This window comes from Paenibacillus woosongensis (genome assembly GCF_030122845.1).
GTDB lineage: Bacteria > Bacillota > Bacilli > Paenibacillales > Paenibacillaceae > Fontibacillus > Fontibacillus woosongensis_A.
Genome location: NZ_CP126084.1, coordinates 4,341,987 through 4,355,917, shown reverse-complemented (window position 1 = coordinate 4,355,917; position 13,931 = coordinate 4,341,987). Strand labels below are relative to the sequence as shown.

The following is a 13,931-nucleotide window of genomic DNA, read 5'->3' as shown; positions in this document are numbered from 1 at the left end:
CGGGGAAGAGGGAACGGCCCCTTCTGCCCTTTGAAGGCTGCTGCTCACCTGCGCACGACCGTATCGGTCAGCAAGTAATCGGAGTCGCTGTCCAGCAGCGTCAGCTTGTTCTTGCAGCATGGAAAGACGAGCAGCTTCTTCTTTCCTTCGTGCACGCTTTGCACTTCACGAGGCTTCAGGGGAAGAAGGACGTTCTCTTGTCCACAAAAAGGGCATTTTGGCGCATATACATCGCCCATTAAGATGTCGTAAGGCAGAGCCCTTTCAAAAGGTATCATGAGGACGCACCCGAATCGTCCGAAGGTGAAGGCTTGCTCGTTTCCTCTTTGGCAAGCTCCGCGATTTTTTGCATTAAAATATGCTGCGGCATATGCATAAGGTGCTCGAGAGGCACCTTTAATTTTTCGGCTAGTTTAACGGCAGTTTCCGGTGAGACTTGCAGTGGTTTCAAATGATCCCCTCCTGTCGATCTGGTTTCTATATCATACACTTTTAATGCCGGTGGCATCAACATTGGCATAAGGAAAGGATGCGTAATATGGCAGAATTGACAAATCCGGTACAACAGACCTGGGAGCTGGATTCTATTTTTGCGGGAGGCTCTTCATCGGCAGACTTTGAGGCATTCCTGCAGCAACTTCAGAAGGATATCGCGGCGATGCACCAGGAACTGCAGCAGTTGGGCGCCCCAGGAAGCCTGGAAGAGGCAGCTGGCCTGGATCGGCTGATTGCCGGGCTGCAAAGCGCAGCAGGCAGAATCGGCGAAGCGAGCAGCTTCGTGGCCTGCCTAACGGCAGAGAACCAGCATGATAAGAAGGCTGTTCAGCTCTCCAGCAAAGTAACTACCTTGCGTGCCGCCTATGAGAACGCGATGACCCTGTTTCAAAATGTGCTGCGCAACACAGATGACGAGCTTTGGGAGCTATGGATGTCTCGCGAGGAGGTCGCCCCGATTTCGTTCGTGCTGAATGAAAAGCGCGCCGCTGCCCGTGAGAAGCTCGCTCCGGAGCTGGAGAGCCTGGCATCCGATTTGGCGATCGACGGTTATCACGGCTGGGGACAGCATTACGACACTATCGTGTCGAAAGTAGCGGTCCCTTTCGAGGATGAAGACGGCAGTCAGACGTCCCTGTCCGTAGGCCAGGCGGCCAATAAGCTGGGGGACAACAGCCGCGCAGTGCGGGAAGAGACATTCAAAAACTGGGAACAGGCCTGGAGCGATGTCGCGGACTATTGCGCTGATACGCTCAATCGGCTGGCAGGCTTCCGCATTAAGCTATACGAAAAACGAGGCTGGAGCGATATCCTGAAGGAACCGCTGGACATTAACCGGATGTCCAAAGCGACGCTGGACATGATGTGGCAGGTCATTGAAGAGAATAAGCCCGTGTTCGTGGCTTATTTGAACCGCAAGGCCAAGCTGATGGGATTGGAGCAGCTGTCCTGGAGCGATGTCGATGCGCCCCTCGGAGAGTCTGCGGACAAAATCTCCTATGAGGCGGCCGCAGAGGAGATTGTGAAGCAATTCCGCAATTTCAGTCCGAAGCTGGCGGATTTCTCTGCCGAGGCGTTCAACAAGCGCTGGATCGAAGCGGAGGATCGTCCAGGCAAGCGCCCGGGCGGTTTCTGTACGTCGCTTCCGGTCAGCGGACAGACGCGCATCTTCATGACCTTCGGGGGGACGGTATCCAACGTCTCTACGCTGGCGCATGAATTGGGCCACGCTTATCACCAGTATCTGATGGATGAACTTCCGCAGTTCAATCAGGATTATGCGATGAACGTAGCGGAAACTGCTTCGACCTTTGCGGAAATGATCGTGGCGGATGCCCTCGTGAACAATGCGGCGGACGACAAGCAGAAGCTGAGCCTGCTCGCCGACAAAATCAGCAGCAGTGTCAGCTTCTTCATGAACATCCATGCGCGATTCCTGTTCGAGACGCGCTTCTATGAGAGAAGAAAGCAAGGGGAGCTTAGTGCCGGCGAGCTGTCAGCTTTAATGGAGGAAGCGCAGCGTGAAGCATACCATGGGGCGCTAGCCTCCTACCACCCTCACTTCTGGGCGTCCAAGCTGCATTTCTATATTACCGATGTGCCGTTCTATAACTTCCCTTACACGTTCGGGTACATGTTCAGTACCGGGTTGTATGCAAGAGCGCAGCGGGAAGGACAGAGCTTTGCAGCGAAATATGATGCTTTGCTTCAGGATACGGGACGAATGACTGTTGAAGAGCTGGCCAGCAAGCATCTTGGAGTCGATCTAACGCAGCCGGACTTCTGGCGAGAGGCTATGGCCCTGGCTGTAGCTGACGTCAAGGCGTTCTTGGAACTGACAGAATAAATGAATTCAGCGGGGCGGGGCTTTTGAACAGAAGCCCCGCTTTTTTTTGCCGAAAATCATCATTTTGTCGGAATCATCAGAAATAACAGCTAAATGGATGGGTATAAAGAACTAGTTTATGCCATGTTGATTTTACATGTTGACATTCTGTAGTGCAAAATATGTCACTGCTTATACTGAAATTTACATCAGGCGCATGAATGCAAAATCGACTTTGTCCCGAACAGGGAATAAGCGCGAAAACCCTGAAAAATAAAGGGAAGAAAGCTGTCGTAAAAGTGTGTAATTTGGCGAACAAGCTAATTTATAATTGTTGAAAAAACTATAGATATAGTAATAAATAACCATTTTTGTTTTATATTGTTGATCGGCTAGTCATATTGGAATATAATGAGGCGTAAGCCCTAGATGGGGAATTATATGTGAAGGGAGGGTGGATATGCTGAAGACGGACCAGCTTTCACTTGCCAGGCAGGTTGACATGGTGTTTAAGGAGCTTGAAGAAGAATTATCCGGCATGACCTCGGGAACTGTTTTTATTCAAATTCGCAATAATGCCATTGGGAAATTCGGTATCCGCCATAATCCGATTGCAGGTCGTAACGGACAATTGTCTGAGGAGGATAGAGGATTAACAAATCAGCAGTTGAAATCGTTTAAAGCGATGGCTATTGAAGCCTTGAGGTTCAAACGTTACTGGACGCACGGGGAAATTAGCTATGAGTTTGCACTGCGGCAGGATACGATTATTGTGGATGCTATCTTGGAATCCAATTACAACATGGCGAATTTGATGATACAGCGCTATTCGAGAAAGGACCCGGCGAGTACATATCATGATATCTCATAACATGCCTGTAATAACGTGTGTAATCATACGCTTGAAACGATGGGAAAGGCAGGCGACCTGCTAAATTGCAGACCGCCTGCCTTTTTATCGGCGAATAGAACAAGCTAATTACTGGTTAGAACGACCCGACAATTGCTGTTCAGCGATTTGAACCAGACGTTTTGTAATATAACCTCCGAGAGACCCGGTCTCGCGGGAAGTATAGTTACCGTAGTAACCATCTTGTGGAATTTGAACGCCCAGTTCTTGTGCAGCTTCATATTTCAGCTGCTGCAGAGCAGCGTTCGCTTGAGGAACGACAAGGTTGTTGGAACGGCTTCCGTTTGCCATGTTTGTCACCTCCTTTGCCTTTGTGAATTTAGTATGGATTTCGTGAGCTAAAATATGCAGTCTTGTTTCTAGCTATAGCTCTGGTAATTATTGCAACGCACAAAAAAGCAATTCTCCGCAGAGAATTGCTTGCTTCATTCCATAGATCCCGTTCAAAGCTGCAGATAGAACTTAATTAGGTTCGGGGTGGATCATTTCCAACTGCAGGTTAAGCTCCAGACTTTGCTCGGGCTGAAGCTCGATGAGCCCTGTATCTTCGTTGGGCAATCCCGAGTTAGGCGCATCCGGGAGCCAGGTATAAGGTTCGATGCACAGAAACTGGTCGGCTGTCCCCTTCGTATACAGCACCCAATGCTTGAAATAAGCGGGGTCGGCCGAGTAGATCAGGCCATATCCATCGTCATGCATAAGCGTGGCCCGGACAGGGTTGTCGCCGATCCTGAACATCGTATCGAAATCCATCCCCTGCAGCTTCAACCCACCGGTGAGCTCCTCAAGCTCGCCGAGCGGCTCGACTTCACCAGTTGTAATCAGTTCCTCGTCTAATTTATATTTCCCGGAGACGGGCAGCGTAATCGTCCACTTATCAGGCTGGCCATCCAATAAAAACCAGGTATGCAGGCCAAGCCCGAAAGGAGCAGGACGATCTCCCAAGTGGTGAATCCGGAACGTTTGCATAAGCTTCGCCCCTTGCAGGCGTAATGTCATTTCCAGCTTAAGCGGTACTGGGAACTGCCGAACCCAATTCGGGTCGTCTGAAGTGATGAATTCCGTAGTAATCGAACAGCCCTCATCGTCTTCTTCGATGTCGCTGACGCACCAGGCTTGCGTACGGTGAAGACCGTGAATATGGTTGTCATTGGCCGTATTGCGGTCAAATTGGTATTCCTGTCCGGCATAAGTAAATTGTCCCCTACGGATTCTTCCGGGCGGAATCAACAGAGGAATCCCGAAATGATACGGCTTTTGCAAGTAGAAATCGAGTTCACTTTCGTCTGGGCGGCGAAGTACATCGCGTTGCTGGACATGATCCCATATGCGGATGACATTATTGCCAAGGCGGGGCAGCAGCGTGACATCAAGCTCACGGCTATGTAACGTATAAGTATCGTAACCGTTCCATTGCCCTTTGGTCACTTTTTTCATATCGATGCTCCTTTTCCCACAAATAATCGAATTCAAATAACTAGCCTTATCATAACACTTTTTCCTGGGGACGAGAAACGGAAGTTGACACGTAAGACGTACGGCGAGTATCATTGGACATATAATTTTAACAATAGTCAACGCGATGACAGGGACAAGTAAGCGAAGCGGACTTCTTCCGCAGAAAGCCGGTGGGTGATGCGAACCGGCGGAGCTGCTTAGGCTGAATGGACCCTGGAGCGCCGAGCGTAAAAGACAGTTCAAATGATCCGTCCCAATAAGCCGGCCGATTATGCTCCACGTTACGGAGCTCTAAGGTCAAGACTCTGCTTGTCAGCGGCTAGCTGCCGCTTTACAGGGCTTGACGAATAAGGGTGGCACCACGGTCTCACGTCCCTTGCGGGCGTGGGATTTTTTGTGTTTCTGCCTAAATTACCAAATAACGAGGAGGAAGTTATGATGAAAAAAGTTCTTTCCGGCATTCAGCCCAGCGGAAAATTAACTCTAGGGAATTATATTGGCGCACTGAGAAACTTCGTAAAACTGCAGCATGAGCATTTGTGCAACTTCATGGTCGTCGATCTCCATGCGATTACGGTGCCTCAGGATCCGGCTGCTTTGCGGGAGCAGTCCGAACAAGTGGCGGCATTGTTCGTTGCGGCCGGTATTGATCCAGCTAAAGCAAATGTGTACCTGCAGTCCCATGTCCTGCAGCATGCGCAGCTGGGGTGGATCCTGACTACGCTGACCGCCATGGGAGAACTGGAGCGGATGACTCAGTTCAAGGATAAGTCGGCGGGCAAGGAATCCGTCGGCGCGGGGTTGTTCGTGTATCCTTCACTGATGGCAGCGGATATCCTCGTATACAATGCAGATTTGGTGCCGGTAGGTGATGATCAGAAGCAGCATTTGGAGCTGACCCGCGATTTGGCTGGACGCTTCAATAGCAGATTTGGAGAATACTTTACCATTCCTGAGCCGTATATTCCGGAGGTAGGAGCCCGCATTATGTCGCTGGATGACGCTTCGAAGAAGATGAGCAAGAGCAATCCGAATCCGGGGAGCTATATTTCGCTCCTGGACTCGCCGGCCGATATCCGCAAGAAGATCAGCCGCGCGACGACCGACTCGGGCAGCGAAGTGAGATTCGATCGGGAGAACAAGCCGGAGGTAAGCAATCTCATTTCGATTTACAGCCAGTGTGCTGAAATTCCGGTGGCTGAAGTCGAGCGTCTGTATGAGGGCAAAATGTACGGCGCCTTCAAGAAGGATCTGGCTGAAGTCGTAGTTGGCCTCATTGAACCGCTGCAGCAGCGATACCGTGAGATCAGGGAGACTGGAGAAATTTTCGATATTTTGAAGCAGGGAGCAGAGAGAGCATCGGAGATGGCGGAGCAGACGCTTTCAGACGTTCAGCGCATGATGGGGTTTATTACTAAATAAGCAACAAGCTAGGTGAAGGGCCAGGCTGAAAACAAGAGAACCCGGATGAAAATCCGGGTTTTCTTTGCTGTCGTCACGGAATTGTCATAATAACTTGATCATTATGTAACGATTGTCAGAGACTTCGATGTTTTGATATGATAAAGTTTATAGCAAGAGGGTATATTCATTAGAAATTTAATTGATCTTATATATATAAGCATAGGAGGAAGATATAACGCATGGAAAAACCACTAGGCTATACTGCTCCATCGGATTCCCCTGCGTTGTCCGTGAGACCAACTCCTCCGGGAGAAACGGCAACTTGGAAAGATTTCATAGCCTTAACGAAACCGGGGATTATCCGCTCTAACGTCATTGCGGTATTTGCCGGGTTTTGGCTGGCCTCTCAATGGGATTTGCAATATGGGAAATTAATCTGGACGATACTGGGAGCCGTTCTTGTAATGGCTTCATCTTGTGTGTTCAACAATTATTTCGACCGTGACTTCGACATGAAGATGGAGCGGACGAAGAAGCGGGCTTTGCCTACCGGCAAACTGTCGCCGCGAATCGTATTATGGTATGCGATTATTCTCGGCATATTTGGTTTAGCAGTGTTGTTCAGCTTCTCCGGCCTGCTCGCAGGATTATTCGGCGCTGTAGGGATGTTCGTCTACGTCGTCGTGTACACGCTGTGGCTGAAGCGTACGTCAACCTGGAGCACCTCGATTGGTGCAATATCAGGAGCAATGCCGCCGGTGATCGGCTATGTGGCCGTTACAGGCAAGGTGGATCTGGGAGCCTGGCTGCTGTTTGCGCTCCTGTTCTTGTGGCAGCCTCCGCACTTCTGGGCACTCGGCATCCGCCGGGTCGAGGAATACCGGGCAGCCGGTTATCCGCTGCTTCCAGTCGTCAAAGGAATTCCAAGAACAAAGCTGCAGATGATTCCATATCTTGCACTGCTGCTACCCATACCTGTATTAATGTACGTTTACGGTTATACGGGGATCTGGTTCCTGATTATCGGAGAGGCGCTGTCCGTCATCTGGCTGTATATGGCGCTTAAGGGCATTCGTTCGCAGGATGATGATACCTGGGCTAAGAAAGTGTTCATCTTCTCCGTGAATTATTTGACGATCAGCTTGATCGTGATGATTCTGGACACCGTACGGATTTAACCGGTCTGACAGCAAAGGAAATGATGGAGGCACTGTAATGACCTTGTTAAAAAAATATAAATGGACATGGATCATGCTGGCCATCTGCGTGATTCTGGCCGGATATTTGCTATGGAGCTCCTTCGCAAAACCAAAGCTTCCGGTAATCGGCACCGTTGCTCCGTTCTCGCTGGAGAACGTGGACGGCAATAACGTGGCGCTTGAGGATACGAACGGGAAGGTAAGGCTGTTCTATTTCTTCTTCTCCAACTGTCCGGACGTATGCCCGGTTACGACCTTAAGGCTTTCCCAGGTGCAGGATGAACTGAAGGAGAAGGGATTGTTCGGCAAGGATGCGACGATCGTGTCGGTGACCTTTGATCCGGAGAGGGATACGAGGGAGCGGCTTAAGGAATTTGGCGACAAATTCAAGGCGGATTATTCCGGCTGGTATTTTTTGCGGGGAGATCAGCAGCAGGTTATCGATTTGGCAATGAACTCATTTAAAATACTAGTGAACCAAGACAGGGACGGCAACTTTGTCCACATGGATCTAATAGGGCTTGTCGACCGCAAGGGGAACATTCGCGAAATGTTCCGTCCTGACGCTACCGCGGAGGAAATTGCGAGTGTCGTGGCGAGATTGGCGAAGGAATAAGGGCTCATGCGAAGCCGGGCGGGGGATAGTTGATGTAATCCTCCAGCCCGGCTTTTTCTAATTGCGCGATCAGGTATTCTTCCGGCGTTCCTTCCACCCCGGCGTAACCCCTTCTAGTATAAATATGCCCGGCATCGGGAAACGCATCGCGAAGTATTCCGCGAATTCGCTTGCCGGAGGAATCGTTATCCATAAACAAGAATACCTCGTCATCCTTGATTTGCTTGCGAAGCGACTCCAATTTCAAGGAGTTCAAAGTGCCGAAAGTGCACAGGATCGTTATTTCCTCGCTGAGTATGCGCCGCAGCTTGCTCCGGTCGTTCTTTCCTTCAACAATGATGTAGATCGACAATGAGATCACCTCTGGCAGGATGTTATCGATAAGAATGGCTGGATAGTATCAGATCCCCTCTAGTGTATACCGCAACAACAGATCATGCAAAAACGAACCAAAGCAAACGGCCTGCCAACGGCAGACCGCCAATAGTGAAGCGCAATTGTTTTAGAACAGAGGAGCTCGCAGGATGATCACCAGTAAGATGTACAGTACAAGGATAACGCCCGTTGATGTCCAGAAACCGCCGGGTGCAATCGGTCCGGGTCCGCAAGCAGCGATATTGCCCATTTGTTTCACCTCACTTTCGCCAACTGTCGGTGACTACACGTTATACTATGTGCATTCGTCGCCATTGCACTGTGCAGCAGCCTAAAGCTTGGAAAAGAAGCCATGGGAAACACGGAGTCGCATCCGCCAAGCACCGCTGCCATTCGAAATTAGCGGAGGTTTGTCGGCGTGGGCAGCGGCGGAAGGCTTAGACCCTTTTTGCGCGCTGGCGGCACCAGGATAATGACGCTCATCAAGAGCAGGAAAGCGGCAAAATAGGGAGAAAACGAGCCGTGAATCGCCCCGGCGGCAATGGGACCAACGAAGGAACCTACCGACATGGCGATCGATTGCAGGGAGAATACCGTTCCTAGCCGCTCTCCGCCGCTCAGATCAATGAACAGGGATGACATCGCAGGATACACAACGCCTTTGGCAATCCCGAGTGCGAATAGCGACATAGCGAGCGGAACGGTATCCAGTGCCGCAAGGGAGAAGAAAGACAGGGCGAGGCCCAATATTCCTAGATGTGTCCGCAAATAGGGGGAGTAGTGGCTTAGGAACAACATTGACAGGGTGACCAAGGCTCCCAGGCTGATAATCGAAAAATGAATGCCAGTATGCATAATCCCTTCTGTGCCCCCGAGCTGCAGCGGGAGCTCGAAGAACAATATTCCCTGCGAACAGGAAACGGCGAAGGGCAATAAGAAATACCTGAAGGGAATTACCTGAAATACCGCGGGCCCGTGTTCGTTCTTGAGAACGGCCCCTGTGCTTCGAATGCCTGTAGGGCGGGGCTCATGAACCATAAATATGGCGATGATCCCCGTAACGATCAGCAGCCAGCCCAGGGACTGGAAGGTCATAGCGTATCCGCTTTGCGCGACCAGAAAGGCGCCAGCTGCAGGGGAGACAACGGAGGCGAGCGTATGCACTACGCCATGTCCGGCCATCAGCTTGCCTTGGCCGACGGGATCTTTAGATAGCGAAGCGAGCAGAGCCAGACAGGCCGGTGATAAAAACGCCAGCACAAAACCGCTGATGGAGCGGAGAACGAGGAGCTGCCACGGCTCAGTAACCTGAGCCTGCAGCAGCAGGATGATTCCGGCGGAGATCAGGCTGAAGATCATGTAGCCTTTGCTACCGTGCTTGTCGACCCCCTGTCCGGCAATCAGGTTGCCGGGCAGATGCGTGAGCGCGTAAATTCCCATCATCCAGCCGATGAACACGGGAGCTGCGCCTATGGAAAGGGCGAAGGGGGTTAGAATCGGGTATTGCGCATGCAAATCAAAGAAAGCGAGGAACAAAAAAAAGTAGAGCCAAAATGCCATTTTCATCATACCTTGCCTCCTGAGTAATTCCCTTATGCTCTACTTGTACGTTGCAGGGGACGAACTTATACCCTTTTAAATCAAAGGCAGTCCGTAATCCTGGAATACTTGGAAATATAACGAGGGTTAGCTGACATCGCTTAGGCCGATCATGTATAATAACTTACACTGTGGAATCCTACAAATTTGAGATGAAACTAAGTGCGGGTTTGATACGTTTAATTTAAGAGAAAATGAGACGGTAGAGGTGCGGAAAATGATGGATGTACAGGTATGGACTGAATTTCTGAAGCAGAATTGGCTCGTGATTGTCATTGCGCTGGTCGTTTTGCTTCTCGTCGTGAATTTAGTAAAGACGGTTGTGAAGTGGGCGCTGGTTCTCGTTATCGCTGCTTTTATAGTCATTTACAGCGGCATTTCGCTGAAGGATATCGGGGATGCCGTTAGCACGGTAAAGGATCAGGCGGTGGAATACAGCAGAAATGAAGTGCTGAACGCGATGAAGAACGAAGCCAAGGACGCCAAATGGGTTCAGAACGGCGACGGAACCTTTACGATCACTACCCCAAACCTGGAAGTGACCGGGACGCTGGGGAAGGACAAGGTGAAGGTCGCGTTTCGCGGTGTCTCCCTAGGCGAATGGAAAATGAACGATACGCTTGAAGCCTTCGTCCAAGAGGCACAGAAACACGCAAAATAATATGACGACAGGGGGCGGACATGACGGAAATCTGGATAGACGGGTTGCGGGAATACAACATGATTTCCGCCTTGCTCATGCTCATTATGGCTATTTCAATACTGCAAGGCCTGCTGCGGGGGGCTTCCCGCTCGGCAGGCCGGCTCTTTACGCTTTTTAGCGGCGGGCTGCTGTCACTGCTCAGCTTGGTGTTCTCTGTTCCGTTCACGATGTGGATTGCTCCGAGGGTGCAGCAGTGGCTAAGCGGCTATACCCCGCCTTTGCGGGAGCTCTCGAAATGGGAGCAGCTTTATTATACGTTAGTTACGGCGGTAAGGGATTTTCCGTTAATGCGCTTTGCCGTTGTATTCATACTCAGTTACTGGCTAATTCGTTCGATCATGGGGCTTGTCTGCGCCTTTGCATTCGGGAGCGATTCCTTATTCGGACGGATTGCTTCGGGCCGTGAAGGAACTGCATCGTTGCTCAGCCGCCTAGCGGGAGCTGGAATCGGCGGGGTCATAGGAGCTGCGCGCTGCCTGATGGTTATCGCAGTGTTGTTCATCCTGGTGACCTTGTTTCCGAACAGCAGCTTCAGCCGCTACGTTGAGGCCTCTCCCGTATACCAGCAAGGAGCCCGGACCGTTATCGAGCCTCTTACCGGTGAGCTGATCAAGGACAAGCTTCCGGTATTTACCCGGGGAGTCGGGGAGGGGCTAGAGGGGATTCACCAGTGGCGCTACGAGGTTATCGATGCAGAAATTCCCCGCGACATCGAACAGACTGCAGCCGCAATCACGGTAGGGGCAAGGAGCGACGAGGAGAAGGCGCGCCTGCTCTATGAATGGATCGGGACAAGAGTAGCCTATGATTACGATAAGGTCCGGGATTATGAGGAGAAGGGCATTTGGAACGAGCAGACGCCGCAAATGACCTATGACAGCAAGCGGGGAGTGTGCATCGATTATTCCCGGTTGTATGCGGTGATGGCCCGTTCGCTGGGGCTGCAGGTCAAAGTCGTAACAGGGCTTGGATATGACGGCCGCGGCGGCTATGGCCCTCATGCCTGGAACGAGGTATATCTGTCCGAGAAGGACGTTTGGGTTCCGTTGGACGCGACTTGGGCAAGAAGCGGGGACTGGTTCAATCCGCCCGCATTTAATGATACCCATATCGCGGATAAAGTAATTTAAGAGAGAAAGTCCGGACCGGCCAGCACTTGAAATGACTGCAAGCCGGTATGTTACAATAAAGGTATCAATGTTCGAACATAAGAAAGCGAGACTTCGGCCATGAAAAAAGTGTATTCAGATGATCCGCGCGAGCAGGAAATAGAGCTGCAGCGTCATTTTAATATTCGCCTCAATTTATTTTTTTTCAGCGCGTTTGCGATTTTTACGGTGATCATCGTCCGGCTGGCTATTCTGCAGTTTGTGGAAGGGCCAACGCTGGCCCAGCAGGGAACAGGCCTTAGAGTGAAGGATGTTCCGCTGCCGCCGACGCGGGGAACGATCTATGCAGCCGGCGGCGAGAAGCTGGCTTATTCTACGCCGGTGCAATCTTTGTATATCACGCTGCAGAAGGACTACAGCAAGAACTCGACACGGGGGAAAGAGAATCGTCCTGAAGCTATAGCTTTGGCAGAGAAGCTGAAGGAGGCCTTTGATAAATACGGCGATCCGAACGGTACGCCGATGACGCTTGATGACATCGTCGATGCCATGGATTTGGAATACCGGCGCGCCAACGGCTTTGCGCCCCGCCGGATCAAGATTGATCTGACGGACCAGGAGATCGCTTATTTCCTGGAGCGCAAGGATCAGTTCCCGGGACTCGATATTGTAGAGGAGAGCATTCGCCATTATGACGAGGACCGGGTTGCCGTCCAGACGATCGGCTATCTGCGGAAGTTCAGCTCTACGCTGGACGTATCCTGGTACGATTCGGTCCGGGAAACGATGGCCGCCGAGAACAAAGATCCCGGGCTGGAGTATACGGCGGAGGAATTTGTGGGCTTCGACGGATTGGAGATGCAGTACCAGCATGAGCTCCGCGGCAAGAACGGGTACAAAAGCGTTCCCATTGACCCGCGAAACATGGCGACGGGCATTCCGGAGCTGACCGCTCCGCAGAAGGGGTATGATTTGCATACGACGATCAACAAGAATGTCCAGTTAACCGCCCAGCAGGCCATCACCGACCAGCTGAAGTGGCTGCACACCAATCCGGTATCCGGCAAGCTGCACCCTAATGCAAAGACAGGTTATGCCGTAGCTATGGAGGTAGAGACTGGCAACATCATCGCGATGGCCAGCATGCCTGATTACGACTCGAACGTATGGAAGAGCGGCGGCGTGAGCGGCGAGGTGTGGAAGGAAATCGAGAATAGCTATAAGAACGGGACGATTACTCCGTTCGGTTCAGGCCGCTCGGGCCACAACTTCGAATCAACCATCCTGCTCGGATCAACAATTAAGCCGCTATCTGTGCTGATTGGATTAAATGAAGGGTTGTTCACAACGAATACAACCTACAATGACAGAGGGATCGCCTATTTTGGGCGTAACGACTCCTCCAGAGTAAGAAACTCCGGAAGCCATGCTTATGGCTCGATGGACCCGTCTAGAGCCATTTATAAATCCTCGAACACCTTTATGGTCGATATGGTCGGGAAGAGGCTGTACAACAAATACGGTGCTGAAGGAATCGACGTATGGGATAAGTACATGAAGGATTTCGGACTTGGCGTATCAACCGGCATCGATTTGCCCTCCGAATATTTGGGCAAGCTCGAATACAAGGATGAGAACGAGACGCCGCTGGCGAGACTGGTCTATGCTTCTTTTGGCCAGCAGGGAAAATATACCGCCATGCAGCTGGCTCAATTCACGGCTACCCTGGCGAGCCGCGGCAAGCGGATGGAGCCGCATCTCGTCAACAAAATTACCGATTCCGATGGCACCATCGTCAAGAAAATCGAGCCTAAGGTGCTGAATGAATTGAACTTCAAACAGGAGCACTGGAACGAGGTAATCAGCGGGATGAAGACGGATGTCTCCGCATTCAACGGCTTCCCTTATGATTTTGCCCGCAAGACTGGAACATCAGAGCAGAGCTATCGTGGCAAAATGATCGATAATGGTGTATTTATCGCCTTTGCACCGCGGGAGAATCCTAAGCTTGCTGTAGCAGTTGTTGTACCTGAGGGCGGGTTCGGCTCAATGAGCGCCGCGCCGATCGCGCGGAAAATCTTCGACGCGTACGATCAGGAATACGGATTGGACGGCGTACCGAAGAAAGCAAAACAAACGGAAACGGAGCAGAATTCGCCTGTTAACCCGTGATTCTATGAAGATATGGCAGGCTCAATGAGAAGATAGAGCGGCTTCCCGGCTATAAGCCAGGCGAAG

The 13,931-nt window shown here is 51.2% G+C and carries 15 protein-coding genes; 8 read left to right on the top strand and 7 right to left on the bottom strand.

The features are described 5' to 3' along the window. Positions 1 to 44: 44 nt before the first annotated feature. Positions 45 to 278, bottom strand: a complete 234-nt coding sequence (locus QNH46_RS19985; RefSeq protein ID WP_283925743.1) for a hypothetical protein — start codon at positions 276 to 278, stop codon at positions 45 to 47. After that, entirely contained in the window at positions 275 to 451 is a 177-nt protein-coding gene (locus QNH46_RS19980; RefSeq protein WP_155612647.1) for a YycC family protein, read from the bottom strand. The genes QNH46_RS19985 and QNH46_RS19980 overlap by 4 nt, the downstream gene beginning before the upstream one ends. Positions 452 to 538: 87 nt before the next feature. Here QNH46_RS19980 and QNH46_RS19975 point away from each other — a divergent pair, with 87 nt between their 5' ends. After that, the gene (locus tag QNH46_RS19975; RefSeq protein WP_283925742.1) at positions 539 to 2,341 is read left to right on the top strand and encodes a M3 family oligoendopeptidase; all 1,803 of its coding nucleotides are present in this window, start codon (positions 539 to 541) and stop codon (positions 2,339 to 2,341) included. Positions 2,342 to 2,780: 439 nt separating this feature from the next. Beyond that, positions 2,781 to 3,191 carry an O-methyltransferase gene (locus QNH46_RS19970; RefSeq protein ID WP_155612649.1) on the top strand — a complete coding sequence of 137 codons (411 nt, stop codon included), beginning with the start codon at positions 2,781 to 2,783 and terminating at the stop codon, positions 3,189 to 3,191. A 108-nt stretch (positions 3,192 to 3,299) separates the two neighbouring features. Here the strand turns inward: QNH46_RS19970 and QNH46_RS19965 are convergent, their stop codons facing one another. Next, the gene (locus QNH46_RS19965) at positions 3,300 to 3,521 is read right to left on the bottom strand and encodes an alpha/beta-type small acid-soluble spore protein (RefSeq protein WP_019635874.1); all 222 of its coding nucleotides are present in this window, start codon (positions 3,519 to 3,521) and stop codon (positions 3,300 to 3,302) included. Between the two features lie 171 nt (positions 3,522 to 3,692). Next, the gene (locus tag QNH46_RS19960; protein ID WP_283925741.1) at positions 3,693 to 4,667 is read right to left on the bottom strand and encodes an aldose 1-epimerase; all 975 of its coding nucleotides are present in this window, start codon (positions 4,665 to 4,667) and stop codon (positions 3,693 to 3,695) included. Positions 4,668 to 5,126: 459 nt separating this feature from the next. Between QNH46_RS19960 and trpS the strand changes: the two genes are divergently transcribed. The 3 genes from trpS to QNH46_RS19945 all read left to right on the top strand — a co-directional run bounded on the left by trpS (position 5,127) and on the right by QNH46_RS19945 (position 7,907). After that, entirely contained in the window at positions 5,127 to 6,110 is a 984-nt protein-coding gene (gene trpS / locus QNH46_RS19955) for a tryptophan--tRNA ligase (protein WP_213593488.1), read from the top strand. Positions 6,111 to 6,331: 221 nt separating this feature from the next. After that, positions 6,332 to 7,270: a heme o synthase gene (cyoE, locus tag QNH46_RS19950; protein ID WP_213593174.1), complete on the top strand. Its 939-nt coding sequence runs from the start codon at positions 6,332 to 6,334 to the stop codon at positions 7,268 to 7,270. Positions 7,271 to 7,307: 37 nt separating this feature from the next. Beyond that, complete coding sequence (locus QNH46_RS19945; RefSeq protein WP_283925740.1) at positions 7,308 to 7,907, top strand: SCO family protein; 600 nt, start codon at positions 7,308 to 7,310, stop codon at positions 7,905 to 7,907. A 4-nt stretch (positions 7,908 to 7,911) separates the two neighbouring features. Here QNH46_RS19945 and QNH46_RS19940 read toward each other — a convergent pair whose 3' ends face one another. The 3 genes from QNH46_RS19940 to QNH46_RS19930 form a co-directional block, all read right to left on the bottom strand. Continuing rightward, on the bottom strand, positions 7,912 to 8,259 hold the full coding sequence (locus QNH46_RS19940) for a toprim domain-containing protein (protein ID WP_213593178.1): 348 nt from the start codon (positions 8,257 to 8,259) through the stop codon (positions 7,912 to 7,914). A gap of 150 nt (positions 8,260 to 8,409) precedes the next feature. Beyond that, positions 8,410 to 8,532 carry a sporulation protein YjcZ gene (locus QNH46_RS19935; protein WP_155612655.1) on the bottom strand — a complete coding sequence of 41 codons (123 nt, stop codon included), beginning with the start codon at positions 8,530 to 8,532 and terminating at the stop codon, positions 8,410 to 8,412. 149 nt (positions 8,533 to 8,681) lie between these two features. Beyond that, on the bottom strand, positions 8,682 to 9,848 hold the full coding sequence (locus QNH46_RS19930) for an MFS transporter (RefSeq protein WP_213593489.1): 1,167 nt from the start codon (positions 9,846 to 9,848) through the stop codon (positions 8,682 to 8,684). 253 nt (positions 9,849 to 10,101) lie between these two features. On the opposite strand from QNH46_RS19930, the gene QNH46_RS19925 reads away from it, so the two are divergent. The 3 genes from QNH46_RS19925 (at position 10,102) to QNH46_RS19915 (ending at position 13,865) form a co-directional block, all read left to right on the top strand. Continuing rightward, positions 10,102 to 10,542: a hypothetical protein gene (locus QNH46_RS19925; protein WP_155612657.1), complete on the top strand. Its 441-nt coding sequence runs from the start codon at positions 10,102 to 10,104 to the stop codon at positions 10,540 to 10,542. A 20-nt stretch (positions 10,543 to 10,562) separates the two neighbouring features. Then, positions 10,563 to 11,714 carry a transglutaminase domain-containing protein gene (locus QNH46_RS19920; protein ID WP_283925739.1) on the top strand — a complete coding sequence of 384 codons (1,152 nt, stop codon included), beginning with the start codon at positions 10,563 to 10,565 and terminating at the stop codon, positions 11,712 to 11,714. A gap of 99 nt (positions 11,715 to 11,813) precedes the next feature. Next, positions 11,814 to 13,865: a peptidoglycan D,D-transpeptidase FtsI family protein gene (locus QNH46_RS19915; protein WP_213593182.1), complete on the top strand. Its 2,052-nt coding sequence runs from the start codon at positions 11,814 to 11,816 to the stop codon at positions 13,863 to 13,865. Positions 13,866 to 13,931 lie beyond the last annotated feature (66 nt).